Source organism: Microbacterium wangchenii (genome assembly GCF_004564355.1).
In the GTDB taxonomy this organism is placed as follows: domain Bacteria; phylum Actinomycetota; class Actinomycetes; order Actinomycetales; family Microbacteriaceae; genus Microbacterium; species Microbacterium wangchenii.
In genome coordinates this window covers 2,345,379-2,372,068 of record NZ_CP038266.1, presented here as the reverse complement: position 1 = coordinate 2,372,068, position 26,690 = coordinate 2,345,379, and the positions used below count along the sequence as shown (strand labels likewise).

Here is a 26,690-nt window from a genome sequence, read left to right as displayed (position 1 = left end):
CGTGGTCTGCAGCACGATGCGCGCCTCAGGCGCGGTGCGCTCGAGCACCGGCTGGAGCTCCGCGAAGAACGCCTCCGCCTCGGCGCGGCCGATCCGACGCGTCTTCAGCAGCCCCGGGAGGGCGGATTCGGGGACGCCGCGGGCCAGGTCCGCCAGCAGGACCTCCTCCCACGGCTGCGGCTCCTCCAGCCGTGCGACGTCGTCGACACCGAACTGCAGGGTGGTGGCATCGCGCCACAAGGGGGGATGAGCGGGGTTCAAGCGCAGCATCCCCCGATTGTGCTCGTCGCACCCCGCGCTCTCGTCGGGCTGTCCACACCCGCCCGCGGCCGGCGGGCGGGTGCACGCCTGGGGAGGAGAGATCAGACGGGGCGGGGCCCCTCCGCATCCGGCTCGCCGGGGTCGGTGTCACCGGAGCCGGCGTCGCCGGCGTCGGGAGCGGCGGTGTCCTCCGACGTGCCCCCCTGCGCCTCCTCGGCCAGCAGCTGGGCGAGGGCGTCGTCGAGTTCGTCGTGCTGCGGCGCTTCGCCCCGCGCCTGCGCCGACACGCGGGCGACCAGTGCGGCCGGGTCGTCGATGTCGTCGGCGCTGGGCATGAGGTCGGGGTAGTCCCACAGGGCGTCCCGCGCGGCTGAGCCCACGGCGTCGGTCACGGCCTGCCACATCGCCGCCGCCTCCCGCATGCGCCGGGGGCGCAGCTCCAGGCCCACGAGCGATCCGAGCGCCTGCTCGGCCGGCCCGCCCACGGCGCGGCGGCGGCGCACGGCCTCCGCGATCCGGTCGGCGGAGGGAAGTCGTGTCGTGGCCTCGGCCGTGACGACATCCACCCAGCCCTCGATGGTCGCCAGGAGGTTCTCCAGCCGGGTCAGGGCGGCCGTCTGCTCCTCCGAGCGCGCCGGCAGCAGCGCGCCGCTCTCCAGCGCGCGACGCAGCTCCTCCGGCTCGGAGGGGTCGAACCGGCCGGCCAGGTCCTCCAAGGCGTCGGTGTCGACGTGGATGCCGGCGGCGAAATCACGCACCTGCGAGATGACGTGCAGTCGCAGCCACCGCGCGTGGCGGAACAGGCGGGCATGGGCGAGCTCGCGCGTCGCGAGGTACAGGGCCAGCTGATCGTCGGGGATCTCCAGATCCCGTCCGAAATCGGCGAAGTTCTGCGGCAGGATCGCCGCGTCGCCGTCGGGCATGACGGGGATGCCGACATCGCCGCCGCTGACCACCTCGGTGGAGAGGCGGCCCACGACGTGGCCGAGCTGGGTCGCGAAGAGCGATCCGCCCACCGTGCGCATGAGGCGTCCGGCGCCGGCGATGAGCTCCTGCATGTCGTCGGGCGCCTGCGAGCTCAGCGCGCTGGTCAGCGCGTCGGCGATGCTGGTGGCCACCGGCTCGGCGAGCTCCTGCCACACCGGCAGGGTCGCCTCCACCCATGCGCCGCGCGTGAGAACCCGCGGCGGGGCGGGCAGCTCCGAGATCGTCGTGGCCTCGCTCAGCCACAGGGCGGCGAGGGCGAATGCGGCATCGAGGTCGGTGCGCTGGCCCGACGTGATGGCCAGGCTGCTCTGATTGGCGATGTGCAGGGCCTGCCGCTTGGCCAGGTCCCACGAGATGCCCTCGTCGCCGGAGGCGAAGGCGCCCTGCAGGTGGCGCATCATCGTCTGCATCGTCGCGGGGTCGATGGGCATGCCCGACAGGCGCGACAGCTGCTCCGGGTCGATCCCGCCGCCCTCTCCGGCCAGAAGCTTGCGCAGGAGCTCCTGGAACTCCTCCTCGGGACTGCGGTCGTCGTCCGCCACTTCAGCCGCCTTTCAGCCGGGTCTACTCCTGGCGATCTACGCTAGTCGCACGCATCACTCGCACTCCCCGGCTGCCCCCGCGCTTCCTTACGCCGGTCGCGAACGACCAGGCGAAGAAAGGTTCCCCGTGGCGCTGTTCGACCAGGACACCACGATCGTGCCGCGCACGCGACCCCGGTTCAGCCGAGGAACCGTCGCCGGGCTGTGGGCACTGGTCATCGCCCTCGTCGTACTCCTGGTGATCACGTTCCTGCCCACCGCCTACGTCATCCAGCAGCCCGGCCCCGTGTACAACACCCTCGGCACGGTGAAGACCGCCGACGGCGAAGAGGTGCCGCTGATCTCCGTCGAGGACGCCGAGACCTACCCGCCCGAGGGGGCGCTGGACCTGCTGACGGTCCAGGTGGTCGGGAATCCCGAGCGCCGCCCGTCGTGGTTCGAGCTCGCCGTGGCGTGGTTCGACCCGTCCCGTGCGGTGCTCCCCCTGGAGGCGGTCTTCCCGCCGGGGCAGACCACCGAGCAGCGCAACGAGCAGAACGCCGCCCTCATGGTGGACTCGCAGCAGGAGGCCGCCGCCGCAGCACTGTCCGAGCTGGGGTACGAGGTGACCTCTCGCATCGCGGTCCACTCGCTCACCGACGACTCCGCCGCCGAGGGTCTCCTGGAGGCGGGGGATGTCATCCTCACCGTCGACGAGGCCCCCGCCGCCGATGCCCAGCAGGTGCGCGACGCCGTCGTGGCCGGCGAGGGAGACGCCGTCACGCTCGTGGTCGAGCGGGACGGGCAGCGCAGGGAGGTCACGGTCACCCCCCGCGAGGTCGAGTCCGAGGGTGAGACGACGTGGCTCATCGGCGTGCAGCTGATGGCGGAGTTCGACCTTCCCGTCGACGTCACCATCCAGCTCGACGATGTCGGAGGACCCAGCGCCGGGATGATGTTCGCGCTGGGGATCATGGACGTGCTGACTCCGGGCGACCTCACCGGTGGCGAGCGCATCGCCGGCACCGGGACCATCGACGCCGCCGGCGAGGTCGGACGGATCGGTGGCATCCGGCAGAAGCTGTACGGCGCGCGCGACGCGGGCGCGGAGTACTTCCTCGCGCCGGAGGGCAACTGCGACGAGGTGGTCGGTCACATCCCGTCGGGCGTGGAGGTGTTCGCCGTCGCCGATCTGGATGATGCCCTCGACGTGCTGGAAGCCATCCGCACCGACGCCGATCTCAGCGCGCTGCCCAGCTGCAGCCGCTGAGACCCGCGACCCCCTTCGCGCACGTGGTCGGGGGCCGCCGTGACGCACGGCGAACCCGCAGGGCCAGCCGCCTAGGATGGAGGGGTGACCACGACCTCGACACCGAAGCCGGCCACTCCCAACCGATCCCGCCGCATCATCGCGATCAGCCTCGCGATCATCGCGGCACTCGTGGTGGGTTTCTTCGTCTTCGCGAGCCTGTACGCCGACTGGCTGTGGTTCGCGCAGCTCGGGTTCAGCGGGGTGCTGACCACGCAGTGGATCGCCCGCGTGGTGATGTTCGTCGTCGGCTTCCTCGCCATGGCCGTGCCGGTGTGGGGCGCCATCCAGCTCGCGTACCGTCTGCGCCCGGTGTACGCGCGTCTGAGCTCGCAGCTGGACCGCTACCAGGAGGTCGTCGAGCCGCTGCGGCGCCTGGCGATGTGGGGCATCCCCATCTTCTTCGGCTTCTTCGCCGGATTCGCCGCATCCGCGCAGTGGGAGACCACGTGGCTGTGGTTCAACGGCGTGGCCACCGACGTCGTGGACCCGCAGTTCGGCATGGACACCGGGTTCTACCTGTTCGCCCTGCCCTTCTACGGCGCGGCGCTGGGATTCGCCTCCGCCGTGGTGCTCGTCTGCCTCCTGGTCACCGCACTCGTGTCGTACCTGTACGGGTCGGTGCGCGTGGGGCAGCGGGAGCTGCGGATCTCCAAGTCCGCCCGCATCCAGCTCGCCGTCCTCGCGGGCCTCTACGTGCTCCTGCAGGGCGCGAGCCTGTACCTCGACCGGTATCGCACGCTCGTCGAGGCCGGCGACCGCATCACCGGCCCCGGCTACACCGGCGTGAACGCCACCATCCCCGGGCAGACGATCCTCGCGATCATCGCGGTGCTCGTGGCGGTGCTCTTCTTCGTCACCGCCATCATCGGCCGCTGGCGCTACCCGCTCATCGCGACGGCCCTGCTGGTCGTCTCGGCCATCGTGCTGGGGGCCGGCTACCCGTGGGTGGTCAACACCTTCCAGGTGCGGCCGAACCAGCTGGCGCTGGAGAGCGAGTTCTATCAGCGCAACATCGACATGACCAAGCAGGCCTACGGCATCAACGAGCTGGAGAAGCAGAACTTCACCGCTGAGACGACCGCCGAGGCCGGGCAGCTCCGCGAGGATGCCGCCACGACGACGCAGATCCGCATCATGGACCCCGCGATCATCGGCCCCACCGTGCGCCAGCTCGAGCAGTACCGCGCCTACTACCAGTTCCCCGACGTCCTGGACGTCGACCGCTACGAGATCGACGGTCAGTCGCAGGACACCATCGTCGCGGTGCGCGAGCTCAACATGGAGCAGCTCTCCGACGCCGCCTCGTGGCAGAACACCACGCTCGTGTACACCCACGGCTACGGCCTGGTGGCCGCGGCCGGCAACGAGCGCACGACCGACGGCGACCCTGTGTTCCTCGAGCAGGCGATCCCCGCCAGCGGCTTCCTGACCGAGCGCGGCGACTTCCAGCCGCGCGTGTACTTCGGCGAGTACTCGCCCGAGTACTCGATCGTCGGGGCACCCGAGGGCACCGACCCCATCGAGCTGGACTACCCGATCGGCAGCGACGGCGACAGCGACACCCGCACGACGTTCGAGGGCGAGGGCGGTCCGAGCATCGGCAGCGTCTTCAACCGCCTCATCTACGCGCTGAAGTTCCAGTCCGAGCAGATCCTCTTCTCCGACTACGTCAACGAGGACTCCCAGATCCTGTACGACCGCGACCCGCGCGAGCGCGTGGCGAAGGTGGCGCCGTACCTCACGCTGGACAGCGACCCGTACCCGACGGTCGTGGACGGCCGGATCAAGTGGGTCATCGACGGCTACACCACGAGCGCGAACTACCCGTACTCCTCGGGGGTGAGCCTGTCGCAGGCCATCGCCGATTCGAACAACGTGGCGCCGCGCTACGCGCTGGATGAGATCAACTACATCCGCAACTCCGTCAAGGCCACCGTCGACGCGTACGACGGCAGTGTGACCCTGTACGCGTGGGACGACGAGGATCCGGTGCTGCAGTCGTGGCAGAACGTGTACCCGACGACGCTGAAGCCGTACAGCGAGATGTCGGCCGACCTCATGGCCCACGTGCGCTACCCGACCGACCTGTTCAAGGTGCAGCGGGCCATGCTCGGGGTGTACCACGTCGACGACGCGCGGTCGTTCTACCAGCGCGACAACGCGTGGGCGACGCCGGATGACCCGCAGGATGGCGACCGCCTCCAGCCGCCGTACTACCTGACGATGCAGATGCCCGGTCAGGAGGAGCCGTCGTACTCCATGTTCACGACGTTCATCCCGTCCTCCCAGGGGGCGAGCCGCAACGTGCTCACGGGCTACCTCGCCGTGGATTCCAGCGCCGGCTCCGAGGAGGGCGTCAAGGGCGAGGGATACGGGAAGCTGCGGATGCTCGTCATCGACTCCGCCACGACCGTCCCCGGACCCGGACAGGTGCAGAACACCTTCGACTCCGACACGGCGGTGTCCTCGCAGATCAACATCCTGCAGCAGGGTCAGTCCGAGGTGCTCAACGGGAACCTGCTGACCCTCCCGGTCGGCGGCGGGCTGCTGTATGTCCAGCCGGTGTTCGTGCAGTCCTCCGGTGGCACGCAGCTGCCGCAGCTGCGGCGCGTGCTGGTGGCCTTCGGCGACCAGATCGCGTTCGAGGAGACGCTCAGCGAAGCGCTCGACGTCCTCTTCGGCGGCGACTCCGGTGCCGACACCGGCGACGGCGAGGTCATCCCGACCGAGCCCGACCAGGCCCCGACCGAACCCGGTGAGGAGACCGGCGAGGAGCCGGAGACCCCCACGGTCCCGGTCGACGAGTACCAGGCCGCTCTCGAAGAGGCCCGCACGGCGCTCACCGAACGCCAGGCCGCACTGCAGGCCGGCGACTTCGCCGCCTTCGGCGAGGCCGACGCCCGCCTGACCGCCGCCGTCGAGCGTCTGCTCGCGCTCGAGGAGTCGCAGGGCGAGGAGTGAGGTCCGGCTGCGGCGGGTTCTGATCCGTCAGAACCTGCAGCAGCCCGATCAGGCCACGGCCGGCGTGGCTCAGGCGGTGGGACGGATCATCGACCACCAGATGAGCAGCAGGGTGGCTCCGAATCCGGCCAGCTGATTCACCCACAGGAAGCGGCGCCATCCGGTGGTCGCCCGCTCGGCGGTGTCGTCCGTCACCGTGCGGTAGGGCCACACGACGATGAGGTAGGGCAGCACGAGGAGTGCCGCCAGCGGCCCGGGCCATGTCGTCGGCAGCATCGTCAGACCCGCCAGCGCGTAGCACGCCAGCGCGAACCACACCGTCCACCGGGCTCCCCGTGCCGTGGCGATCGACGAGATGCCCGCGGCGCGGTCGGCGGCCACGTCCTGCACGGCCCCGAACGCGTGGGAGGCCACGCCCCACAGGGCGAACGCCACGATGATGGCCGCCAGCTGCCACGTCCACGTCGCCCCCGCCAGCACGAGGCCGTATACGGCGGGGGAGAAGAAGTGGATGCTGCTGGTGACGGAGTCTGCGAAGGGCCGCTCCTTCAGCCGCAGCGGTGGCGCGGAGTAGAACACGACGAAGAACAGACTCGCCGCCAGGACGAGCCAGGACAGCGGGTCTCCCAGCGCGACGAGGACTCCGAGGAAGGGCAGGCACGACACCGCCGCCGCCCACAGCGTGATCCGATGCATCCGGCGATCCAGCACCGCGCCGTGCGTGCCCCCCTTGCGGGGATTGCGCAGGTCGGACTCGTAGTCGAACACGTCGTTGATGCCGTACATCGCGAGGTTGTAGGGCACGAGGAAGAAGATCGTCCCCACGATCAGCGCCGCGTCGATGCGCTGGGTGGTCAACAGGTATGCAGCCGCGAAGGGGTAGGCGGTGTTGATCCAGCTCACCGGGCGGGAGGAGATCAGCAGCTCCCGGCTCACGCGGGCGGCCGACAGGGACCCCGCGCTCATGTCGCCGGTTCCGTCCGGCGCAGCAGCGCGAACACCGCCGGCACGCCGAACGCGGCGCACAGCGGATAGGCGAAGTCCTCCACCGGAGCGAGGCCGATGCGCAGCCCCGACAGGTGCTCGGGCGGATAGGTGAACAGATCCAGCGCGATCATGACGTTGTCGAACACCGCCGTCAGCGCCAGGAGCACCACCGCGGCCACGCCCGAGGCCGCCATGCGCGCCGCGAAGCGCGGACGCCGCGCCGACAGCGCCGTGACCACGGCGGTGACGAGAACGAACGGGAGGACCAGGAGGGGATAGGTCACGGCGGCACCTCCCGGCGGCTCAGTATCCGCTCGCCACCGGCCCACGCGACCAGGGCGAGATAGCAGAGGAACGCGAGGAAGACCGGCTCCTCCAGCGGCAGATGCGGCGCGAGGTCGACTCCCAGCAGCAGATCGCTGCCACCCTTGACGAACACTCCGGTGAGGATGCCGGCGGCATCCCACACGAGGAAGAAGAGCGTGCCGATGCCCACGGCAGCCAGAGTAGCCGCGGGTGCGCGGGGTCCGATCAGGCGCAGCCGCACGTCGAGGACGAGGATGCCGGCGGCGGACAGCACGATGGCGAGGAGATACGCTCCCGGCACGTCACACCGCCGCGCGCGCGGGCTCGGCGACCGGCCCCGGTGAGGCGTCGCCGCGGAGCCGCTTCAGGACGAGCTCGGCGGAGATGAGGCACATCGGCAGGCCGATGCCCGGCAGCGCGGACGTGCCCGCGTAGTAGAGGTCGCGCACGCGCCGGGACGCGTTGCGCGGGCGGAACACGGCGCTCTGGCGCAGCGTGTGCGCGAGTCCCAGGGCGTTGCCGCGCCACGAGTGCAGGTCGGCGGCGAAGTCGCCGGGCGCGATCGTGCGGCGTACGACGATGCGATCGGCGAGATCGGGGATGTCGCACCACTGCGCGATCTGGCCGATGACCTCGTCGGCGGCGGCTTCGATCGCGGCGTCGCCGGCACCGTCCACGCCGCCGCGTCCGAGGCTCGGGTCGGCGGGCATCGGGACGAGCACGAACACGTTCTCGTACCCCTCCGGCGCCACGGTGTCATCGGTCGCGCTGGGTCGGCACACGTACAGCGACGCCGGCGAGGGGATGCGCGCATCCGGGCCGAAGATCGACTCGAAGTTCTCCCGCCACTTCGGGGCGAACAGCAGCGAGTGGTGGGCGAGCTGCGGCAGGCCCCCGCGCACCCCGAGCAGCACGAGCAGGGCGCCCGGACTCGGGGTGCGCCGCTCCCACCACTTCTCCGGATACGTGCGGTCCGAGGCCTGCGTCAGCAGCTGCGTCTCGGTGTGGTGTAGATCGGCGGTGGAGACCACCACGTCGGCCGGGACGATCTCGCCGCCGCGCAGCCGCACGCCGCGGGTCGCCCCGTCGGAGACGAGGATCTCCTCGACGGGGGCGCCGGTGCGCACGTCGGCTCCGCGCTCGCGGGCGAGCCGTGCGATCGCGGCGATCACCTCCGTGAAGCCCCCGCGCGGGTACAGGACGCCGTCGTTCATGTCCAGGTGGCTCATCAGGTGGTACAGGCTCGGCACGCCGTAGGGCGATCCGCCCAGGAACACCGCGGGGTACTCGAGGATCTGCCGCAGGCGCGTGTCGGTGAAGCGCGCCTCGACGTGGTCGGCCAGCGTGCGGGTGAGCAGCGGCAGCAGCCGCGGGAGACGGCGCAGCAGAGCGGGATCCCGCAGGCCTGCGGTCGTCGTGTACGGGTCGTAGAGGAAGCGCGTCACGGAGAGCTCGTACGCGTCGGCGGCGGACTCGAGGTAGGTGTCTAGCCGTGCACCGGCCCCCGGCTCGATCGACTCGAACAGGGCCGTGGCCTCCGCGCGGCCCGAGACCACATCCAGCGGGTCGGTGCCCTGCGGGCCGAACACGCGGTAGGCGGGCTTCAGCGGCACGAGGTCCAGCTGCTCGGCCGCGCTCGTGCCCAGCAGCGCGAAGAAGTGGTCGAACACCTCGGGCATGAGGTACCAGCTGGGGCCGGTGTCGAAGCGGAAGCCGTCGCGCTCCCACGACCCGGCCCGGCCGCCGACCTCGTTCAGCTCCTCGCAGACGGTGACGTCATGGCCTTCAGCGGCGAGCAGCGCCGCGGTGGCCAGGCCCGCGATGCCGCCGCCCACGATCACGGTGCGGGTCATCGGCGGACCTCCCTGGGCCGTGCCGTCGCGGCGGCCCGCAGTGCGAGGGCGGCCTTCACGGCGTCGGGGACGCGGACCCGCCCGGCGCCCTCCGGAGACCGGCGGAGGCGCCGCGACAGCTCGGCGAAGAGGTCGTGAGCGGCGCTCACCGCCCGGCGGCAATCGCTCGGCAGGCGAGGGATCACGGCGGCCGCCGCGGCGAGGTCGGCGTCGATGCGGTCGAGCACGGCGACGCGTCGCGCGCCGGCGGCCGCACCCGCGAGGTAGTCGCGCCCGAGCCTGCCGGCATCGTCGTCGAGGTCGCGCAGGAAGTTGACGTCCTGGAACGCCGCTCCCAGGCGCCGGGCGCCGTCCACGAGCTCGCCGGGTGCGGGGGAGGGGCGGGCGGAGCCGGCGTTGAGGAACACCTGCAGGCACATCAGGCCGACGACCTCCGCGGAGCCGTACACGTAGGCGTCGTGCGACCCCGCGTCGTGCGCCGTGGTGTCGATGTCGGTGCGCATCGACGCGAAGAAGGGCGCGACCAGGTCCGCTCCGATCCCGCACTCGCGGGCGGTGCGGGCGAAGGCATGGACGACGAGATTCGCGCTGAAGCCGCGCTCGATGGCCGCCAGGGTCTCCCGTTCGAGGCCGTCGAGCACCTCGCGCTCGCTCGCCGGGCTGAGACCCGCGTCGGCGGCGGGGCCGTCGACCACCTCGTCGGCCACCCGCACGAGCGCGTACACGTTGCGCACGTGCGGCCGCGGGCGGGAGCCGAGCAGGCGGCACGCCAGGGCGAACGACGTCGAGTAGCCGGCGATGACGGCGGCGGCGGCATCCTGCGCGGTGCGGTCGTAGAGGGCGAGACCGGTGGGGGCGTGGCTCACGGGACGCGCTCCCGGACGGCCTCGACGAGGTCGAGCAGCATCACGCGGCCCGCCTCGGGCAGGACGGAGCCGTCCACGAGTCCGCACGCCTCGTCGAGGGTCTCGCCGACGAGGAGCTCCATGCGCTGTCGCGCACCGGATGCCGCGAGGGCTCGCTGCGCGGCGCGGACGGCCACGGGGCCGGTGTGGGCCTGGGCCAGCGCATCGCTGACCTGCGGCCACTGCTCGCTCTCGCGGGCCAGCGCGATCAGCGGTGTGCGCTTGGCCTCGCGGAGGTCGCCGCCGGCGGCCTTGCCGGCGAGCTCGGCCGGCCCGAAGGCGCCGATGAGGTCGTCCACGAGCTGGTAGGCCAGACCCAGGCGGTGACCGAAGGAGCGGAGGGCGAGGCGGACTTCCGGCCGCGCGCCGGCCAGGACGGCACCGGCCTCCAGTGGGGCCGAGAACGAATAGACCGCCGTCTTGTTGGCGGTGGCCAGCAGGATGGCCTCGGCGGCGACGACGGAGTCCGAGACGACGGCGTTCTCCACGTCGGCGAGCTCCCCGACGGCCGAGATGACCACGGCGTCCTCCAGCAGGGCCAGGAGATCGGCTCGCACGTCGGGGGCGACGTCGGCGAGGGCGACGAGGCGGACGGCCTCGTGCAGGAGGAGATCGCCGGCCAGGATGCCGGCGGCGTCACCGAGCAGCGCGGCCCCCGACGCATCCGCCCCTCGCACGCGCGCGCGCTCGCGGAACTCGCCGCCGATGTTCAGCACGCCGCGACGGTGCGTGTCGTGGTCGATGACGTCGTCGTGGACGACGAACGCGGAGTGCAGCAGCTCGAACGCCGCCGCCACGGAGTACACCGCCGACGGATCGCGACGAGCACCCAGGGTCTCGTACGCGGCCACCACGAGCGTCGGGCGGAAGCGCTTGCCCCCGCCGGCGGCGCGCTGGATGGCAGCGCCCAGCGCGTCTGCCGAGCCGTTCATCGGCGTCATACGGGTCCGCAGACGCTGCAGCGCCGCATCGATGGCCGTGTCGATCGCCTCACGCGTGGCCGGGGCCGAGGCGAGGGTGATCATGAGGCGCGGCGCCGTTCACGTGGCGCACCGAACAGGCGCAGCTGCTCGGCCTGCAGCACCAGCCACGGGCTGAAGGCCCACGGCGTGGCACTCAGAGCGGTGGCCAGATCGGCGGGGTCGACCCATTCGGCATCGACGACCTCGAGCGGGTTGAGTTCGGGGTCGTCCGTCGTACGCGCGGTGTACACCGGGCAGATCTCGTGCTCGACGATGCCGTTCGCGTCGGTCGCCCGGTAGCGGAAGAGCGGGAGGGCGAGTTCGATGTCGTCCAGCGTCAGCCCCAGTTCATGCGACGCCCGCCGCCGGACCGCGGAGATCACGGGCTCAGCAGGACGGGGGTGTCCGCAGAACGAGTTGCTCCACACTCCCGGCCATGCGGTCTTGCCCAGGGCCCGGCGGGTCACGAGAACCTGCCCCGCGTCGTTGACCACATGACAGGAGAATGCCAGATGAAGGGCGGTATCCGTACCGTGCACGCTGCTCTTGGGCGCCGTTCCGATCTCGCGGCCGTCATCATCGAGAAGGACGACGTACTCGGTCTCGATCATTAGCGCCTCCTATTTGCTAGTTTAGCTAGCGATTGTGGTCGACTATACATAGGTGAGGGAGGAGGTGTCCACATGTCATACGCCGCTTCGGCCCCCGGCACAAGACGGGAGTCGATCACCGAGACGCTGTTCGCCGTGCGTGCGTTCAGCGACGCCATGGACCGCATGCACAGCGGCATGAAGGGCGACATGGACATGAACAACACCGACCTGGCCGCCCTCCGGATGCTGATCGTCCGGGAGCAGCGCGGGGAGACGGTGAGTCCGCACGACGTCGCGCGCCATCTGCGCATCTCGACGGCGTCCACCACGAAGCTGCTCGATCGGCTGTCGGCGACGGGGCACCTCGAGCGTCGTCCGCATCCGCACGACCGGCGTGCGCGCGTGGTGGTGCTGACCGACCGCACGAGGCGCGAGTTCTTCACGCATTTCGGAGCGCACCTGGCCTCGATGACCGCCGTCGCGGAGGAGTACACCGACGAGGAGCTCGGCGTGATCGCCCGGTTCCTGGGCGAACTGGCCGAGGCGGTCGACCCGCGCTGAGCCGCGTCGGCGGTGGATCATCCTGGAACGAGAAAAGGCGCCCCGTGCGGGGCGCCTTTTCTCTTTTTCGTTGCGGGGACAGGATTTGAACCTGCGACCTCTGGGTTATGAGCCCAGCGAGCTACCGAACTGCTCCACCCCGCGGCACGAGATTCAGCTTAGCACGCCCCGACGACCACTTCACGCCAGCCAGGGGGTTGCCATCATCCGGGCGCCTCGCCAAGATGCCCGAATGCACACCGACCCGGCGCAGCCGCGTAACGACACCTCCGACGGTCGTGACGAGACGGCCGCCGAGCGCGCCGACCGCAATTGGAACGAGGTGCTGCAGGAGCTGCGCGTCCTGCAGACGGGCACGCAGATCCTGACCGGGTTCCTGCTGGCCCTCGCCTTCCAGCCCGCCTTCGCCGACCTGGACGACGGGCAGCGCGCGTTCTACCTGGCGCTCGTGGTCATCTCGGCGGTCAGCGCCATCGTCGCCCTCGCCCCCGTCGCCCTGCATCGCGTGCTCTTCCGCCAGCGCGCGAAGGGTTCCGTCGTGCGGTACGGGCACGTGGCGCTGCTGTCGGCGCTGCTGACGGTGTCGCTCCTGCTGGCCGGCGTCGTGGCGTTCGTCTTCGACGTGGTGGTGGGGTGGCCCCTCGCCGCGGTGGCTGCGGGTTCGCTGGCGGCGCTCATCCTCGTACTGTGGGTGGTGATGCCCGTGACCATCCGCGTCCGGCACACGGGAGGAGACGCATGAGTGCAGAATCGATCGGCCTCGCCGTCGCACAGTTCGCCCCCGCCGCATCCGTCGCGTCGAACCTGGAGGCCATCGGCACCCTCGCGGGGCGTGCGGCCGCGCGCGGGGCGCGTGTGGTGCTCTTCCCCGAGTACTCCAGCTACTTCATCGATCCCTTCGACGCCTCCCTCGCCGACAACGCCGAGACCGTGGACGGACCGTTCGTCTCGGCCCTCGTCGGGCTGGCCCGGACCCACGGCCTCACCATCGCGGCCGGGCTCCTGGAGCGGGCGGATGACGGCGCACGTGTGCGCAACACCGTCGTGGCCGTCGACGGCACCGGCGTGCTGGCCACCTACCGCAAACTGCACCTGTACGACGCCTTCGGGCAGCGGGAATCGGACTGGGTGCAGCCGGGGGAGATCACCGACCCGGAGACGTTCGTCGTGGACGGGATGAGGTTCGCCCTCATGACCTGCTACGACCTGCGATTCCCCGAGGTCTCCCGCGTGCTCGCCGACGCCGGCGCCGACGTGGTGCTCACGGCCGCCGATTGGGTGCGCGGCCCGCTGAAGGAGCATCACTGGCGCACGCTCCTGCAGGCGCGGGCGATCGAGAACACCTTCTTCGTGGCCGCCGCCGATCACCCGCCGCCGCTCGGGGTGGGCAACTCCCTCGTGGTCGACCCGCAGGGCGTCGTGATCGCCGGCGTGGGGACGGGCACGGATGTCGCCGTCGCGCATCTCGACCGCGACGCGATCGGGCGCGTGCGCCGTGTCAATCCGGCGCTGAAGCTGCGGCGGTTCCGCGTCGTGCCGGTCTGACGCTCGCCGTCACGCGCGCAGCGCCGCCAGCTGGGATGCGGCGTCCTGGAGCACCTCCACGCGCTTGCACGCCGCGAAGCGCACGAGCGTGCGGTAGCGGTCGCGATGCGGCGCGGTGGCGAAAGCCGGCAGCGGGACGGCCACCACGCCCGCCCGTTCCGGCAGCGTGCGACAGAACTCCGCCGCATCCGCTGCTCCCACGGGCTCGGCGTCGGCCACCGTGAAGTACGACCCGGCGGGCTCGGTCACGCCGAAACCGGCCGCGCGCAGTCCGTCTCCCAGCAGATCCCGCTTGGCGCGCAGGGACTGCGCGATGCCCCGGAAGAAGTCGTCCGACAGGCGCAGCCCCGTGGCGATGGCGGGCTGGAAGGGACTGCCGTTGACGTAGGTCAGGAACTGCTTGACCGCCAGCACCGCGGACACCAGCGGGGCGGGACCGGTGACCCATCCGATCTTCCAGCCCGTGACGGAGAACGTCTTGCCCGCCGAAGAGATCGACACCGTCCGCTCCCACGCGCCCGGAAGCGTCGCGATGGGCACGTGCGGGCCGGAGAAGACGAGATGCTCGTACACCTCGTCGGTCACGATCACGGCGTCGTGGCGCTCGGCGAGTTCGACGATGCGCTCGAGGACCTCGCGCGAGAAGACCGATCCGGTCGGGTTGTGCGGATCGTTGACCAGGATGACGCGCGTGCGATCGGTCACCGCCGCCGCGAGTTCGTCGAGGTCGGGCTGGAAATCCGGCCACCGCAAGGGCACCGGGACCAGCCGGGCGCCCGCGAGGGCGACGCACGCGGCGTAGGAGTCATAGAACGGCTCGAAGACCACGACCTCGTCGCCGGGGCCGTCCACGAGGCCGAGGAGCGTGGCCGCGAGCGCCTCGGTCGCGCCGGCGGTGACGAGCACGTCGCGCTCGGGGTCGGGGCGCAGGCCGTAGAACCGCTGCTGGTGCTCCGCGATCGCGAGGCGCAGATCCGGGAAGCCGCGCCCCGGAGGGTACTGATTGACGCCCCGGGCGATCGCCTCGCGGGCGGCCTCGAGGATCTGGGCAGGACCGTCCTCGTCGGGGAAGCCCTGTCCCAGGTTGATTGCCCCGGTTTGCGCCGCCAGCGCGCTCATCTCGGCGAAGATGGTGGGGACGGTCGTTCCGTCCGGTGTCCGCAGGCCGGCGCCTTCGGCGGCTCGCCGCCAGGCGCCCGGAATCTCTCGCATCCGCCTCACGCTAGTCGCATAGTCTGATCCCGGTCGCGGCATAGGAAAACCACAGCAACCGGAGCCACGCTGAAAGTGCTTGGCAGAAGGAGCATCCCATGAGCGAGAACCAGGGCAACCGTCCCGAAGAGAACGTCCCGGCTGCACCGCCGCACCCGGGCCCCGTCCCGCCGCAGGCCGCCCCGCAGGCACCGGCCGGATGGACCGCGCCCACGGCGCAGAACCCCCAGGGCCCCTACGCCCGTCCCCCGCAGGTTTACGGCGCGCCGCAGCCCCCCTACGCAGGCCGGCCCGCCGCTCAGACCACCCAGCCCACCACGCCGCTGTCCCCGGACGCGCCGGAGGAGCCGCGGAAGAAGTCCGGCGCGGGCAAGGTCGTCGGGCTCATCGTGGCGGCGGCCCTCGTCGGCGGCGCGGCAGGTCTCGGCGGCGGCTACGCGGGCGCTGCCCTGTGGGGCGGCGAGTCCGAATCGACGCCCGTCGCCGGACCCGAGTCCATCACGATCAACGACCCCGACGACGCCACCTTGACCACCGCCATCGCGGCGAAGGTGGTCCCGAGCGTCGTGACCATCAGCGCGACCAGCGGTGACGGCGGCGGCACCGGCTCCGGCGTCATCCTGGACGACGAGGGTCACGTCGTCACCAACACGCACGTCGTGACCCTCGACGGGCAGTCCGCCGACCCGGTCATCACCGCCACGACGTCCGATGGCCGCGTGTACGACGCCGAGATCGTCGGAGTGGACCCGATCTACGACCTCGCCGTCATCCAGCTGCAGGACGCCGAGGGCCTCACGCCGATCGAGTTCGCCGACTCCGACAAGCTCAACGTCGGCGACGTGGCCGTCGCGGTGGGCGCGCCCCTGGGGTTGTCGAACACCGTGACCACCGGAATCATCAGCGCCCTCGAGCGTTCCATCTCGGTCGCCTCGGCCGCCGTGCCCGACGACGCGGAGAGCGAAGACGGCGGGGAGCCCGCGCCCGGCCAGGAAGGCCCGTTCTTCTTCGACTTCGGGCAGGGCCAGCAGCAGACCGGGTCGAACGAGACCATCAGCATCGCCGTCATCCAGACCGACGCGGCCATCAACCCCGGCAACTCCGGTGGCGCGCTCGTGGACTCCGAGGGACGCCTCATCGGCATCAACGTCGCGATCGCCTCGGCCGGCGGCGCGTCCGGCCAGGCCGGCAACATCGGGGTCGGCTTCGCGATCCCGTCCGACATCGCCGAGCGCGTCGCCGACGAGATCATCGAGACCGGCTCGGCCACGCACGGCCTGCTGGGCGCCACTGTTCAGCCCGCCTCGGCAGTGGAGGGCACCGAGATCGCCGGTGCCTACATCGCGGAGGTGACCCCCGGCGGCGCCGCCGACGAGGCGGGGCTGCAGGAGGGTGACATCGTCACGGCCGTGGACGGCAAGCCCATCACGACGTCGATCGACCTCACGGCGCAGGTGCGTGCCCTCGCCGCCGGAGCCGACGCGACCCTCACGTACGTGCGCGACGGGGAGACCCGCACCGCCGACGTGACACTGGGAGAGCTCGGCGCGTAAGCGCAACGGAACGGACGCCACCCCGCGATAGGCTCGCGGGGTGGCGTCCTTCTCGTTCGGCGCGGGGAATGCGCGGAAGCTCCTCAGCATCCCGCTGTACGCCGCCGGAGGGCTCCTCACCCGGCTCATCCCGCGCTCGCGCGACCAGTGGGTCTTCGGATGCGCCGTGGGCATCGCCGACGGCGCGCTCGCGCTGTGGGAGGAGGCCACCGCCCGTGGTGAACGGGCGGTGTGGCTCACCGGGACCGCGGAGGAGGCGCGCGAGGCCGGGCGCCGCGGTATCCCGCACGTGCGCAAGACGGGTCTGCGCGGCTTCTGGCGCACCGCCCGCGCGCGCGTCGTGGTCGTCACGCACGGTTTCGGCGACGTCAACCGCTATGCGGTGGCCGGCGCGGTTCTCGTCCAGTTGTGGCACGGCATCCCGCTCAAGCGCATCGGCCTGGATTCGGCCGAGACGCTGCGCAGCGGCATCCTGCCCGACTCCCGGATCGTGCGCGGGATGCTGCGGCGGATGTATGCCGGAGCCACGCGGCGCATCCGCGTCCTGCCCGCCGCGTCCCACCTCGTGCGGGGGCGCCTGGAGTCGGCGTTCGGCCTCCCCGCCGAGCGCGTCCCGGTCACCGGGGAGCCGCGCGTGGACGTGCTGTCGCGGGGCACGGCGGACGAACGCCGTCGCCGCGCGCGCGCCGCGATCGACCGGGTCGCCGGTCCGCTCCCCGACGACACGCGCGTGGTGTTGTACGCGCCCACGTGGCGCGACGGCGCGCCCGATCCCGCCGTTCCCTCCCCGGAGGAATGGCGCACGCTTCTCGAGGTGCTCGAACGCAGCGACGCCGTGCTGCTGGTGCGCTCGCACCCCCTGGGTGCGGGGGAGTACCGCCCGCCGGTGGGAACGGACCGCGTGCGGAGCCTCGGGTCCGACCTCGTGGCCGACGTGACACCGCTGCTTCCGGGAATGGACGTGCTCATCACCGACTACTCCTCACTCGTCTTCGACGCGGGCCTCGTGCCGCTGCCGGTGGTGTTCCTGGCCCCCGATCTGGCGGAGTACCGCGCCCGTCGCGGCATGTACGGCCGTTACACGGACGTCGCGGGAGAGGACTGGGCGGCGTCGTGGACGCAGGCCTGCGCGCAACTGGAGGCCGTGCTGCGCGATCCCGACGAGCGCACGGCCCGCTCGTTCGCTCTGAGCGAACACATGCACGCCTACCGTGACGGGCGCAACACCGAACGGGTGTACCGCGCCATCCGCGCCGCTCTCGGCGCGCCGAGAGGAGTCTCATGACCGATGTGCGTTTCCTCGTCCGCGACGACGGAGTCGCGACGCTGGAGCTTTCCGGCACCGGGCCGCGCCCGCACGCCGTGGCTCTCGTGGGCCGCCGCGCGCGCGCCGAGGGCCGGATGAGTGGACGGGGGCGCACGTGGCGCGCGAGCATCGCGCTGCAGGCCGCACGATGGGGCGGCCCCGAGCTGCCCCTGCCCACCGGCGATTATTCGCTCGTGATCGAGCCGGGCGAGGCGACCGACACGGGCCTGCCGGCCGACGCCGTGCCGGTCACCCTCCTGCGGACGCTGCGGGCGTCGTGGGACGGCGAGCACGTGCGGATCGGTCCGCCGGTGAATCCGGCGTACGACTCCGGCGAAGGACAGGAAGCGCTCGAGCGCCGCTACGCCGCCGGGGGAGGGGACTTGGAGAACGCGGTGTTCTTCGAGAGCTTCTACGGGCGCAACGCCGGCTGCAATCCGCTCGCGATCGATCGCGAGCTCGCTCGCCGCGCTCCCGCCGTCACGCGGTACTGGAGCGTCGTGGATCTCTCCGTGCACGTGCCCGACGGTGCCGTGCCGGTCGTGGAGGGCACGCCGGAATGGTGGCGCGCACGCGGCGCGTCGCGCCTGCTCGTCATCAACGACTGGATGCGGCGGCGATTCGCGCGGCGCCCCGGGCAGGTCGTGCTGCAGACGTGGCACGGCACGCCGGTCAAGCGGCTCGCCCTGCACCGGCCCGGGTTCGATCCGCGCCGCGCGCTCGCGGTTCTCCGGGAGTCGCGCCGCTGGAACGTGCTGCTCGCTCAGAATCCGTACGCCGCGGGCATTCTGCGCAAGGCGTACGCCTTCTTCCGGCGGCCGATCTGGGTCGAGGGGTATCCCCGCAACGACGTCCTGGTCACCGACGACGGCGCGGCCACGCGCCGCGCGCTGGGGATCGCCCCGGATGCGCGCGTCCTGCTGTACGCGCCCACGTGGCGTGACGACCGGGAGGAGATCGTCGATTTCCTCGACCCCGCGGCTCTGGCCGAGCAGGCCGGCGCCGTGGTGCTCGTGCGCGGGCACTCGCGCACGCTGCAGCCCGGGCGCGACGCCGTGGGCGCGCAGGTGATCGACGTCACCGGCTTCCCCGACACCTCGCTGCTGCTGACGGCCGTCGACGCGCTCATCACCGACTACTCCTCCGTGATGTTCGACTTCTCGGTCACGGGCAAGCCGATGTACTTCCTCGTGCCCGACATGGAGCACTACCGGGGAGAACTGCGCGGGTTCTACTTCACCCTCGAAGACGCCGTCCCCGGCCCGGTCGTCCGGACGCAGGCCGACCTCGTGTCCGCCCTGCGCGACGGCGACCCCGCCGACTACGCCGACCGGTATGAGAGGTGGCGGCGCACGTTCAACGCGCGCGACGACGGATCGGCCGCCGAGCGCGTGGTGGCGCGGATCCTGGATCAGGGGTTCGTGCGCGGCCCGGAGTAGCCGGGATCAGGGAAGCGGGGTGTTCCGGTCGCCCAGCCGTGAGGTGTCGACCGTGTCGTGCGCGCCCCGCAGCAGGCCCGCCAGAAAACCGGCTCCCCACGACAGGTGCATCGTGGGCAGCACCGCGAGCGTCCACAGCTTGTCGCGCCAGCCCTTCCCTCCGCCGGGACCGGCGGCGACCGCCCCGATCAGTGCCGCGTACACGGCCACCGGCAGGTGCACGATCGAGGCGATGAGCGTCCAGACACCGCTGACCACGCGCGTGACCTGGAGCAGGCCCACGGCAATGCTCACGCCCACGGCGACCACAAGTGCGGGGGGAGCGAAGAAGCGCAGCGAGTTGCCCCGCCCGTACCGCCGGACCAGCTCGCCGCGCCATGCGCCGGTGGCACGGAACTGCCGCACCAGGCGCGTCCAGCTCTCCCGCGGCCAGTACACGACGGACAGCTCGGGATCGAACCACACCCGGTATCCGGCGCGGCGGATCCGCAGGTTCAGCTCCCAGTCCTCGCCGCGGCGGATGGATTCGTCGAACAGGCCGACTTCCTCCAGGACTGCGCGTCGCATGACCCCGAGGTACGCCGATTCGGCCGGGCCCTCCACCGTCCCGCCGTGGTACGCGCCCCCGCCCAGGCCGATGGGCGAGTTGTAGGCCCGCGCGACCGCGCGCTGGAAGGGGGTCCGCCCTTCGGCGTGCATGACGCCGCCGACGTTGGCCGCCCGCACGCGCGCGAGGGTGGCGAGGGCACGGCGGGTGTAGTCGGGCGAGATCTCCGAGTGGGCGTCCACGCGCACGATCGTGGGATAGCGACCGGCGCGGATGGCGCGGTTCAAGCCCACCGGGATATCGGCGGCGGGGTTGTCCACGAGCAGGATGCGGGGGTCCTCCGCGGCGAGGTCGCGCGCGATGCGGTCCGTGCCGTCGGAGGACGGGCCCAGGGCCAGGACGAGCTCGACCGGGCCGGGGACGTCCTGGGCCAGCACGGTCTCGACGGCGCGACGCAGGTACCGCTCCTCGTTGAGGACCGGCATGACGAAGGTGACGCCGGATCCCTCCTCGGGCACGGGGGCGTCCCGGCGTCCGGGCGCGGCGACATGCATCCGACGATCATGTCATGGTGGGGCCGGTGGGTACGCTGGAAGGATGCGATTGATCGGCGACGCCAAGCTCGCGTGGGGCCTGTTCCGCAAGGGCTTGTCCAACCGCGCAGCCGTGAAAGCCGTGCGCGGCGCGATCCAGTCGCAGCCGCCGCATCCGCCCCAGCATTACCGCGTGGCGGTGTACTTCGCCGATGGCGCGGTGAACATGTACCAGATGCGGCAGTGGTACAAACCGCTCGCCGCTCTCGCGCAGCGGTGGCCCGTGGTCGTGCTCGCCCGGTCGGCGTTCGGCACGCGGGCGCTGCTGGCCGACGGCGCCCTGCCGGTGGCCTACGTGCCCTCGGTGCGCGACCTGGAGCAGTTCGTGGCCGGGCAGGACATCCGCGTCGTGCTCTACGTGAACCAGAACACCCGCAACTTCCAGATGTTCCGGTACGGCCGGCGCTGGCACGTGTTCATCAACCACGGCGAGTCCGACAAGATGTACATGACGACCAACCAGTTCAAGGCGTACGACTATGCGTTCGTCGCCGGCGACGCCGCACGCGATCGCCTGGCGCGGGTGCTGTGGGACTACGACCTCGACGCGCGCACGTTCTCGATCGGCCGCCCGCAGGCCGATCACTACTCCGGCGTCCTGCCCTATTCGCCCGATGACCGCACGGTCGTGCTGTACGCGCCGACGTGGGAGGGCGACCGCCCCTCGGCGCACTACGGATCGATCCGCACCCACGGCGAGGCGCTCGTCTCCGCGCTGCTGGCCAGCGGGCGCCACCGCGTCATCTACCGTCCGCACCCCCGCTCGGGGGTCGTGGATCCCGAGTACGGCCGGGCGAACCAGCGCATCATCGCCGCCCTCGCCGCGGCGAACACGGCCGATCCGGCAGCCCAGCACGTGTACGACGACGGCCCGCAGCTGGGCTGGCAGTTGGCTGCGGCCGACCTCGCTGTCGTGGACATCTCGGCGATGGTCTACGACCGTCTCGCCGCCGACAAGCCCCTTCTGATCACGCGCCCCACCGACCCGGAGGCGATCGTGGACACCCACGGCTACCTCTCCGCCTGCGAGTGGCTGGATGCGGCGGAGGCGCCTGACATCGTCGCGCGGGCCGAGCGCGTGCTCCGCGACCCGGAATCGGTCGCTCGTCTTCAGCAGTGGGTCCGGTACTACTTCGGCGACACCACGCCGGGGGCGGCGTCGGCGCGGTTCGAAGCGGCGGTGGAGACGCTCATGGAGCGGTGGGAGCACTGGCACTCGCGCCCCGGGGCCCAGGACGACATCCGGGACGGCGACGAAGAAGCCGACGTCGACGACTGATCAGCCGGCGGCGATCCGTTCCACCGCGGCCAGCGGTATGCGCACCCAGTCGGGGCGGTTCCGGGCTTCGTACACCGTCTCGTAGAGCGCTTTGTCGACCTCGAACGCGCTCAGCACGCGCGGGTCCGTCGTCTCGGCCGCGCCGGATGCGGCGTACCCGCGCAGGAACGCCGCGCGCGCCGTGGCGGCCCAGGCGTGCGGGTCGCCCGTGGATCCTGCCGGCACGGAGTCGGCGGCGTAGGCGAAGGAGCGGAGCATCCCGGCGACGTCGCGCACCGCGAAATCCGGTGCGTGCCGCTCGGACATGGGTCGCAGCGGTTCGCCTTCGAAATCCAGCAGCACCCATCCGCGCCCCGGCACGTCGATGACCTGGCCGAGATGCAGATCGCCGTGCACCCGTTGCAGCCGCGGCCACGGCGCGGCGAGGGCGCGCGCGAAGGTGCCCTCCACCGCCGGGACGAAGGCCTCGAGCTCAGGGACGGCCTCCAGCGCGGCGTGGAGCCGCGCCCGCCAGCGTGCGGCCGTCCTGTCCAGGTCTGCAGCGGTGGCGGGGCGGGTGGGGAACAGTCGGGCCAGGGCGGCGTGGGTCTCCGCGACCGCCACGCCGAGCCGCTCGGCCGGTCCGGAGAAGTCGGCGCCCTGTTCGGCAGCCCGCAGCGCCACGCGCCACGCGTCCTGCACGCCCGGGAAGAACTCCTGGGCGAACGCGAGGGACCCGGCCACCAGGTGGCCTTCGTCGCCGGGTGCGCGCCACATGGCCGACACCGCACCGACCACCGGCGGCACCGAGCGGGCGCCGGCTTCGGAGAGAGCGGATTGCAGCTCGATGTCGGGGTTGAGCCCGGCGTGCACCTGCCGGAAGACCTTGCAGATCACCGGGTGCGCGCGGCCGGCGCCGCGGAAGATGAGGGAGGTGTTGGATTGCTCGCCCTCGAGCACGGTGGCCGGGAGCGGATGGTGCGACCCGCGGACATGCCGCGGCGATGGCTCCCCGTACAGCGGTCCGTCCGCGCCGCCGAAGCGTCCACCGCGCGTGACCAGTGCGTAGAGGACGGCGTGGAAGGCGGCGTCGGCGGTACCGTCCACGAGCACCGCGCCGTGAGGGCGCCCGATCTCCGCGGGGGAGGCCTCGGATCGCCACACCACCGGAATCTGGTAGAGCGAGGGGCGTCCTCCGCTGCTGTCGCACACCAGCAGCACCTGCACCCGCGCGTCCGGGGAGCCGCCGAGGTCCCACTCCGCGACCAGTCGCAGATCCGGCGCCGCGCCCTTGTTGGCGTACCACCGCTGGCGGGGCATCCATTCGCCCAGGCACGTCAGTGTGCTGTCCATGGCGGAGCTATCGTTCGCCGCCGTCGGGGGAGTCGTCGATCCCTGCGGGGCCCTCGACGGGCGCATCATCCGCGTCCGCAGTGCTGCGGGAGGTGCGTCCGGGCAGCGCGCGACGTGCGGCCCCGCCGGCGCGGCGCGTGGCGCCGCCCACCGACCGGCCCGCCGAGGCGATGCCTCGGGCCGCACTGCCGGCCACGCCCGCGACTGCCCCGCCGACTCGCTGGGCACCGACGACCGCGGCGGCTTCGGCGCGCCGCGCCCCGGGGCGAGGCTCCAGTTCGGCCGGCCACTGGACCGGCGGCGCACCGAAGGCGCGACGGGACCCGACGAGCACCCGCCGCCCGAGGATGTTGTTGCCCGCACCGCCCACGGCCGCGCCGACCCCGAAAGGCAGGGCCTTGCCCACCCAGGAGGCGCCTGCGCGCGCGGCGAACTGCCGCACGAACACGGACTTGAGCCGGTCGACGACGGGGCCGACCGCAGCCCGAGGGAGCGTCTTGGTGACCATCTCGCCCCAGTACCCCGCGCGTGAGGTCCCGCGGCCGGTGACTTCGCCGGCGAACTGGGCGAGGAGATCGACGCCCTCCTTGCCGAGCATCATCGTGAGCACGAGGGCGCGGGCGCGATCAGGATCGGACACGGCGATGCCGTGCACCTCGGCGACCGACTGGGCGAACAGCGTCGTGGCTTCGACGAACCCCACCGTCTCCGCGCCGCTGAGGGCGAGGGTGACGCCTGTGCCCACTCCCGGGACGACGGCCGTGGCGCCCACTGCAGCGCCGCCCGCGGTCACTCCGGCGAGGTAGCGACGCTCGAGGATCCGCACCAGCTCGGCGGGGGTGGCGCTCGGATGACGCAACCGGATGCTCCGCAGGTGCGCGAGCACGACGGGCCGCTGGATGGCCAGCACGCGGTCGAGCGCGCGGATGGTGCGGGGGTGCTCGTCGGAGCCGACGGGCGGGAGCCCGCCCGACCACGGCGCGTCCTGCGGGAGCGAGTGGATGCGGTGCACCTTCTCGCTCATCCGGGCGATCCGATCGACGTCGTGGCGGGAGTGCTCAGGGCGCTCAGACGAAGAGGTTCGCGCGCTCGAGGTCTTCGGCGAAGTCCACCTCGACGGCGTAGAGGTCGGAGATGTCCATCGGCTCCAGTCGCAGGCCGTCTTCGGCGATGGCCAGTTCCAGGCCGCGCTCGAAGTAGTCCTGGTCACCCACGCGGGCGAGCTGACGCTGGAACGACTTCTTGTCGCGTCCGGAGATGAAGTTGATGCCCACGGCTTCGCCGATGCCGCCGACGACGGTCTTCGACAGCTCCTTGATGAAGCCGTCGGGGCCGACGGTGTACTTGACCTCTTCGTCGCTGACCTTGGCCGTGTTGACGGTCACGAAGGACTGGTCGCGCTCGATCAGGGGCAGCGCCCGCCCGAGGATGCGGGGGTCGAAGACGACGTCGCCGTTCATCCACAGCACCCCGCCCTTTCCGGTCTGGGCGAGGGCGCGCAGAAGGCTCTTGGACGTGTTGGTCTGGTCGTAGCGCTCGTTGTAGACGTAGTCCGCCTCGGGGAACGCGTCGACGATGGTCTCGGCGCGGTAACCCACGACGGTGAGGATGCGGGCGCCGGGGCCGAAGGCCGCGTGGATGTTGTCGTGCTGCTGCTGCATGATGCTGCGGCCGTCACCCAGCTCGGTGAGGGGCTTGGGGAGGCTTCGGCCCAGCCGCGAACCGAGGCCGGCGGCGAGGATGACGATCTGAGGGGACACTGTTGCTCCTGGGGTTGGTTCATGTCCGGTTAACCGGAATGCCACTCCGTTGTGCGCCCCTCATGGTAGCGAGGAAGCCTGAAGAGAGACATCATAACCGCGACCCGTTGCCGATTCGTGATGCATGGTGTAGTCCCGGGTCTCAGGTAACACCAGGCCTCTCTGTCGGTTCGACTTGCTAGTTTGGGACGATGACAGCTTCGCTGCCGCTGCCTGACGATTCGCCCCCGGACGTCGATGGGGAAATCGACACGGAGGTGGCTTCGAAGAACGCGCCGTTCCCCGCCGTGACACCCCCCGTCGCGGTGGTCGCCGAGCCTCGGGAGAGAGCGGAGACCCCTGCCGCCGCGGGCGCGGAGGAGCAGCCGATCAGCCCCACGGCGGCGACCAAGCCGAGTGCCGCGAAGCCCGCTGCAGACAAGAAGCCCGCCGCGAAGAAGCCGGCGGTGAAGAAACCTGCAGGCAAGGCTCCTGCGGCCAAGAAAGCCGCGGCCAAGAAGCCCGCAGCCCAGCAGCCGGCGGCGAAGAAGGTCACGGCGGAGAAGCCTGCGCAGAAGCCCGCTGCGAGCAGACCGCGCTCCACCGCCGCCCGCGCCGTCGTCGACGGCGGGGTGGGTGCGAAGGTCGGCGCGGTCCCGCCGCCGTTGCCCGGTCCGCCCCCGCCGCTGCCGGGCCCGCCGCCCCCGCTACCTGGACCGCCGGCAGTGCCGGATGGGCTGGTCATCCCGCCGCGTCCGCCACTGCCGCCGGTCCCGTCCGTGCCGGCGGCCGACATCCCGTCGGTCGCCCCCGCGCCCGAGCCCCCCGCCGTGGAGCCCGAGCCTGCCGCCGTGGAGCCCGAGCCCGTGGCCGTCGTATCGGAGCCGGAGCCGGACGCGGTCCTCGATCCGGAGCCGGTCGCCGTCGCCGAGCCCGCGCCGGTTGCCGTCGCCGAGCCTGCCGTCGCCGAGCCGGAGCCCGATCCGGTCGTGGAGCTCGAACAGCTCGTGGCCGACCGGGAGACCGAGCCCGAGACGCCGGCGGCGTCAGAACCCGCGCCGACTCAGGTTCTGACCGCGGATGTGCCGGGCGAGCCCGCCGTCGACACGGACGCGTCGGAGACCCTGCTGGTCACCCTGGACCCCGCCCCGGAGACCGGCGCCGACGCCGCCGTGCCCGCACTCGCCCTTGAGGGCGTGACGAAGACCTTCGGCGGCACGCGGGCCGTCTACCGGATCGACCTCACCGTTCCGGCCGGGTCGTTCTACGGGATCGTCGGGCCCAACGGGGCGGGCAAGACGACGACCCTGTCGATGATCGCCGGTCTCCTGCGCCCCGACGAGGGCGCGATCACCGTCAACGGCATCGACGCGCGCACTCGTTCGACGCAGGCCAAGCGTGCCATGGGCGTCCTGCCCGATCGGCTGCGCACGTTCGACCGTCTGACCGGCCGGCAGTTGCTGTATTACTACGGTGTGCTGCGGGGCCTGCCCTCGGCGGTCGTGGAGAGCAGGATCGTCGACCTCGCGCGCGCGTTCGACCTCGTCGACGCGCTCGGGCGGTCGGTGTCGGACTACTCCACCGGCATGACCAAGAAGGTCATGCTGGCCGGGGCCATGATCCACTCGCCGCGCCTGCTGGTGCTGGACGAGCCGTTCGAATCGGTGGATCCCGTCTCCAGCGCGGTCATCCTCGACATCCTCTCGGCCTACGTCGCCCATGGCGGCACCGTGATCCTCTCCAGCCACGGCATGGAGCTGGTCGAGCGCGTCTGCAGCCGCGTCGCGGTGCTCGTGGCCGGCCAGGTGCTCGCCGAGGGCACGATTGACGAGGTGCGCGGTGCCGGCACCCTTCAGGAGCGCTTCCTCGAGCTGGCCGGCGGAGCGGGCGATGTGGAGGGCCTGGAGTGGTTGCACGCCTTCTCCGACTGAGGCTG

Annotated in this window: 23 protein-coding genes and 1 tRNA gene; 10 read left to right on the top strand and 14 right to left on the bottom strand. The window is 71.7% G+C overall.

The annotated features are described in order from the left end of the window. Positions 1-362: 362 nt before the first annotated feature. Positions 363-1,790 (bottom strand): zinc-dependent metalloprotease, encoded by a 1,428-nt coding sequence (locus E4K62_RS11425; protein WP_135067531.1) that lies wholly within the window; start codon positions 1,788-1,790, stop codon positions 363-365. Between the two features lie 127 nt (positions 1,791-1,917). Between E4K62_RS11425 and E4K62_RS11420 the strand changes: the two genes are divergently transcribed. After that, positions 1,918-3,039, top strand: a complete 1,122-nt coding sequence (locus E4K62_RS11420) for a YlbL family protein (RefSeq protein ID WP_167747778.1) — start codon at positions 1,918-1,920, stop codon at positions 3,037-3,039. 84 nt (positions 3,040-3,123) lie between these two features. Beyond that, entirely contained in the window at positions 3,124-6,042 is a 2,919-nt protein-coding gene (locus tag E4K62_RS11415) for a UPF0182 family membrane protein (protein ID WP_135067529.1), read from the top strand. Positions 6,043-6,111: 69 nt separating this feature from the next. Here the strand turns inward: E4K62_RS11415 and E4K62_RS11410 are convergent, their stop codons facing one another. The 7 genes from E4K62_RS11410 to idi are packed head-to-tail and all read right to left on the bottom strand — an operon-like array spanning position 6,112 to position 11,666. After that, positions 6,112-7,008 carry a prenyltransferase gene (locus tag E4K62_RS11410; RefSeq protein ID WP_187270451.1) on the bottom strand — a complete coding sequence of 299 codons (897 nt, stop codon included), beginning with the start codon at positions 7,006-7,008 and terminating at the stop codon, positions 6,112-6,114. Beyond that, positions 7,005-7,313 carry a lycopene cyclase domain-containing protein gene (locus E4K62_RS11405; protein WP_135067527.1) on the bottom strand — a complete coding sequence of 103 codons (309 nt, stop codon included), beginning with the start codon at positions 7,311-7,313 and terminating at the stop codon, positions 7,005-7,007. The genes E4K62_RS11410 and E4K62_RS11405 overlap by 4 nt, the downstream gene beginning before the upstream one ends. Then, on the bottom strand, positions 7,310-7,636 hold the full coding sequence (locus E4K62_RS11400; RefSeq protein WP_135067526.1) for a lycopene cyclase domain-containing protein: 327 nt from the start codon (positions 7,634-7,636) through the stop codon (positions 7,310-7,312). The genes E4K62_RS11405 and E4K62_RS11400 overlap by 4 nt, the downstream gene beginning before the upstream one ends. A gap of 1 nt (position 7,637) precedes the next feature. Beyond that, entirely contained in the window at positions 7,638-9,188 is a 1,551-nt protein-coding gene (gene crtI, locus E4K62_RS11395; protein WP_135067524.1) for a phytoene desaturase family protein, read from the bottom strand. Further along, complete coding sequence (locus E4K62_RS11390) at positions 9,185-10,054, bottom strand: squalene/phytoene synthase family protein (protein ID WP_135067522.1); 870 nt, start codon at positions 10,052-10,054, stop codon at positions 9,185-9,187. Before E4K62_RS11390 ends, crtI begins: the two co-directional genes overlap by 4 nt. Next, on the bottom strand, positions 10,051-11,118 hold the full coding sequence (locus tag E4K62_RS11385; RefSeq protein ID WP_135067520.1) for a polyprenyl synthetase family protein: 1,068 nt from the start codon (positions 11,116-11,118) through the stop codon (positions 10,051-10,053). Before E4K62_RS11385 ends, E4K62_RS11390 begins: the two co-directional genes overlap by 4 nt. Further along, positions 11,115-11,666 carry an isopentenyl-diphosphate Delta-isomerase gene (idi, locus tag E4K62_RS11380; RefSeq protein ID WP_135067518.1) on the bottom strand — a complete coding sequence of 184 codons (552 nt, stop codon included), beginning with the start codon at positions 11,664-11,666 and terminating at the stop codon, positions 11,115-11,117. Before idi ends, E4K62_RS11385 begins: the two co-directional genes overlap by 4 nt. Before the next feature lie 72 nt (positions 11,667-11,738). On the opposite strand from idi, the gene E4K62_RS11375 reads away from it, so the two are divergent. Continuing rightward, positions 11,739-12,209, top strand: coding sequence for a MarR family winged helix-turn-helix transcriptional regulator (locus E4K62_RS11375; RefSeq protein ID WP_135067516.1), 471 nt, complete (start codon positions 11,739-11,741; stop codon positions 12,207-12,209). A 70-nt stretch (positions 12,210-12,279) separates the two neighbouring features. Here E4K62_RS11375 and E4K62_RS11370 read toward each other — a convergent pair. Then, positions 12,280-12,353, bottom strand: a tRNA-Met gene (locus E4K62_RS11370). Between the two features lie 88 nt (positions 12,354-12,441). On the opposite strand from E4K62_RS11370, the gene E4K62_RS11365 reads away from it, so the two are divergent. Together E4K62_RS11365 and E4K62_RS11360 are read left to right on the top strand one after the other, a co-directional pair. Further along, on the top strand, positions 12,442-12,951 hold the full coding sequence (locus E4K62_RS11365; protein WP_135067514.1) for a DUF6328 family protein: 510 nt from the start codon (positions 12,442-12,444) through the stop codon (positions 12,949-12,951). Further along, complete coding sequence (locus tag E4K62_RS11360) at positions 12,948-13,754, top strand: carbon-nitrogen hydrolase family protein (protein ID WP_135067512.1); 807 nt, start codon at positions 12,948-12,950, stop codon at positions 13,752-13,754. Before E4K62_RS11365 ends, E4K62_RS11360 begins: the two co-directional genes overlap by 4 nt. A gap of 9 nt (positions 13,755-13,763) precedes the next feature. Here E4K62_RS11360 and E4K62_RS11355 read toward each other — a convergent pair whose 3' ends face one another. Then, positions 13,764-14,966 carry a pyridoxal phosphate-dependent aminotransferase gene (locus E4K62_RS11355; protein ID WP_135067509.1) on the bottom strand — a complete coding sequence of 401 codons (1,203 nt, stop codon included), beginning with the start codon at positions 14,964-14,966 and terminating at the stop codon, positions 13,764-13,766. A gap of 98 nt (positions 14,967-15,064) precedes the next feature. On the opposite strand from E4K62_RS11355, the gene E4K62_RS11350 reads away from it, so the two are divergent. Genes E4K62_RS11350 through E4K62_RS11340 form a run of 3 tightly spaced genes read left to right on the top strand, consistent with a single transcriptional unit; the run spans position 15,065 to position 19,264 of the window. Further along, positions 15,065-16,519 carry a trypsin-like peptidase domain-containing protein gene (locus E4K62_RS11350; RefSeq protein WP_135067507.1) on the top strand — a complete coding sequence of 485 codons (1,455 nt, stop codon included), beginning with the start codon at positions 15,065-15,067 and terminating at the stop codon, positions 16,517-16,519. Between the two features lie 40 nt (positions 16,520-16,559). Beyond that, on the top strand, positions 16,560-17,804 hold the full coding sequence (locus E4K62_RS11345) for a CDP-glycerol glycerophosphotransferase family protein (protein WP_135067505.1): 1,245 nt from the start codon (positions 16,560-16,562) through the stop codon (positions 17,802-17,804). Further along, positions 17,801-19,264 carry a CDP-glycerol glycerophosphotransferase family protein gene (locus tag E4K62_RS11340; protein ID WP_135067503.1) on the top strand — a complete coding sequence of 488 codons (1,464 nt, stop codon included), beginning with the start codon at positions 17,801-17,803 and terminating at the stop codon, positions 19,262-19,264. The genes E4K62_RS11345 and E4K62_RS11340 overlap by 4 nt, the downstream gene beginning before the upstream one ends. A gap of 6 nt (positions 19,265-19,270) precedes the next feature. Here the strand turns inward: E4K62_RS11340 and E4K62_RS11335 are convergent, their stop codons facing one another. Beyond that, entirely contained in the window at positions 19,271-20,365 is a 1,095-nt protein-coding gene (locus E4K62_RS11335; RefSeq protein ID WP_135067501.1) for a glycosyltransferase family 2 protein, read from the bottom strand. Between the two features lie 43 nt (positions 20,366-20,408). Between E4K62_RS11335 and E4K62_RS11330 the strand changes: the two genes are divergently transcribed. Next, entirely contained in the window at positions 20,409-21,683 is a 1,275-nt protein-coding gene (locus E4K62_RS11330) for a CDP-glycerol glycerophosphotransferase family protein (RefSeq protein ID WP_135067499.1), read from the top strand. Here the strand turns inward: E4K62_RS11330 and E4K62_RS11325 are convergent, their stop codons facing one another. The 3 genes from E4K62_RS11325 to E4K62_RS11315 are packed head-to-tail and all read right to left on the bottom strand — an operon-like array spanning position 21,684 to position 24,775. After that, positions 21,684-23,015 (bottom strand): maltokinase N-terminal cap-like domain-containing protein, encoded by a 1,332-nt coding sequence (locus E4K62_RS11325; RefSeq protein WP_135067497.1) that lies wholly within the window; start codon positions 23,013-23,015, stop codon positions 21,684-21,686. It lies immediately after the preceding gene. Between the two features lie 7 nt (positions 23,016-23,022). Next, complete coding sequence (locus E4K62_RS11320) at positions 23,023-24,039, bottom strand: hypothetical protein (protein WP_240742673.1); 1,017 nt, start codon at positions 24,037-24,039, stop codon at positions 23,023-23,025. A gap of 43 nt (positions 24,040-24,082) precedes the next feature. Next, positions 24,083-24,775: a phosphocholine cytidylyltransferase family protein gene (locus E4K62_RS11315; RefSeq protein WP_135067495.1), complete on the bottom strand. Its 693-nt coding sequence runs from the start codon at positions 24,773-24,775 to the stop codon at positions 24,083-24,085. Between the two features lie 191 nt (positions 24,776-24,966). Here E4K62_RS11315 and E4K62_RS11310 point away from each other — a divergent pair, with 191 nt between their 5' ends. Beyond that, positions 24,967-26,685, top strand: coding sequence for an ABC transporter ATP-binding protein (locus E4K62_RS11310; protein WP_135067493.1), 1,719 nt, complete (start codon positions 24,967-24,969; stop codon positions 26,683-26,685). The last annotated feature ends 5 nt before the right edge of the window (positions 26,686-26,690 follow it).

What these genes read in the sequence shown, in the direction of transcription:
- E4K62_RS11410 (WP_187270451.1), bottom strand. Translation starts at nt 7,008, where the DNA reads ATGAGCGCGGGGTCCCTGTCGGCCGCCCGCGTGAGCCGGGAGCTGCTG.
- crtI (WP_135067524.1), bottom strand. Translation starts at nt 9,188, where the DNA reads ATGACCCGCACCGTGATCGTGGGCGGCGGCATCGCGGGCCTGGCCACC.
- E4K62_RS11385 (WP_135067520.1), bottom strand. Translation starts at nt 11,118, where the DNA reads ATGATCACCCTCGCCTCGGCCCCGGCCACGCGTGAGGCGATCGACACG.
- idi (WP_135067518.1), bottom strand. Translation starts at nt 11,666, where the DNA reads ATGATCGAGACCGAGTACGTCGTCCTTCTCGATGATGACGGCCGCGAG.
- E4K62_RS11375 (WP_135067516.1), top strand. Translation starts at nt 11,739, where the DNA reads ATGTCATACGCCGCTTCGGCCCCCGGCACAAGACGGGAGTCGATCACC.
- E4K62_RS11365 (WP_135067514.1), top strand. Translation starts at nt 12,442, where the DNA reads ATGCACACCGACCCGGCGCAGCCGCGTAACGACACCTCCGACGGTCGT.
- E4K62_RS11360 (WP_135067512.1), top strand. Translation starts at nt 12,948, where the DNA reads ATGAGTGCAGAATCGATCGGCCTCGCCGTCGCACAGTTCGCCCCCGCC.
- E4K62_RS11355 (WP_135067509.1), bottom strand. Translation starts at nt 14,966, where the DNA reads ATGCGAGAGATTCCGGGCGCCTGGCGGCGAGCCGCCGAAGGCGCCGGC.
- E4K62_RS11350 (WP_135067507.1), top strand. Translation starts at nt 15,065, where the DNA reads ATGAGCGAGAACCAGGGCAACCGTCCCGAAGAGAACGTCCCGGCTGCA.
- E4K62_RS11340 (WP_135067503.1), top strand. Translation starts at nt 17,801, where the DNA reads ATGACCGATGTGCGTTTCCTCGTCCGCGACGACGGAGTCGCGACGCTG.
- E4K62_RS11335 (WP_135067501.1), bottom strand. Translation starts at nt 20,365, where the DNA reads ATGCATGTCGCCGCGCCCGGACGCCGGGACGCCCCCGTGCCCGAGGAG.
- E4K62_RS11330 (WP_135067499.1), top strand. Translation starts at nt 20,409, where the DNA reads ATGCGATTGATCGGCGACGCCAAGCTCGCGTGGGGCCTGTTCCGCAAG.
- E4K62_RS11325 (WP_135067497.1), bottom strand. Translation starts at nt 23,015, where the DNA reads ATGGACAGCACACTGACGTGCCTGGGCGAATGGATGCCCCGCCAGCGG.
- E4K62_RS11320 (WP_240742673.1), bottom strand. Translation starts at nt 24,039, where the DNA reads ATGAGCGAGAAGGTGCACCGCATCCACTCGCTCCCGCAGGACGCGCCG.
- E4K62_RS11310 (WP_135067493.1), top strand. Translation starts at nt 24,967, where the DNA reads ATGACAGCTTCGCTGCCGCTGCCTGACGATTCGCCCCCGGACGTCGAT.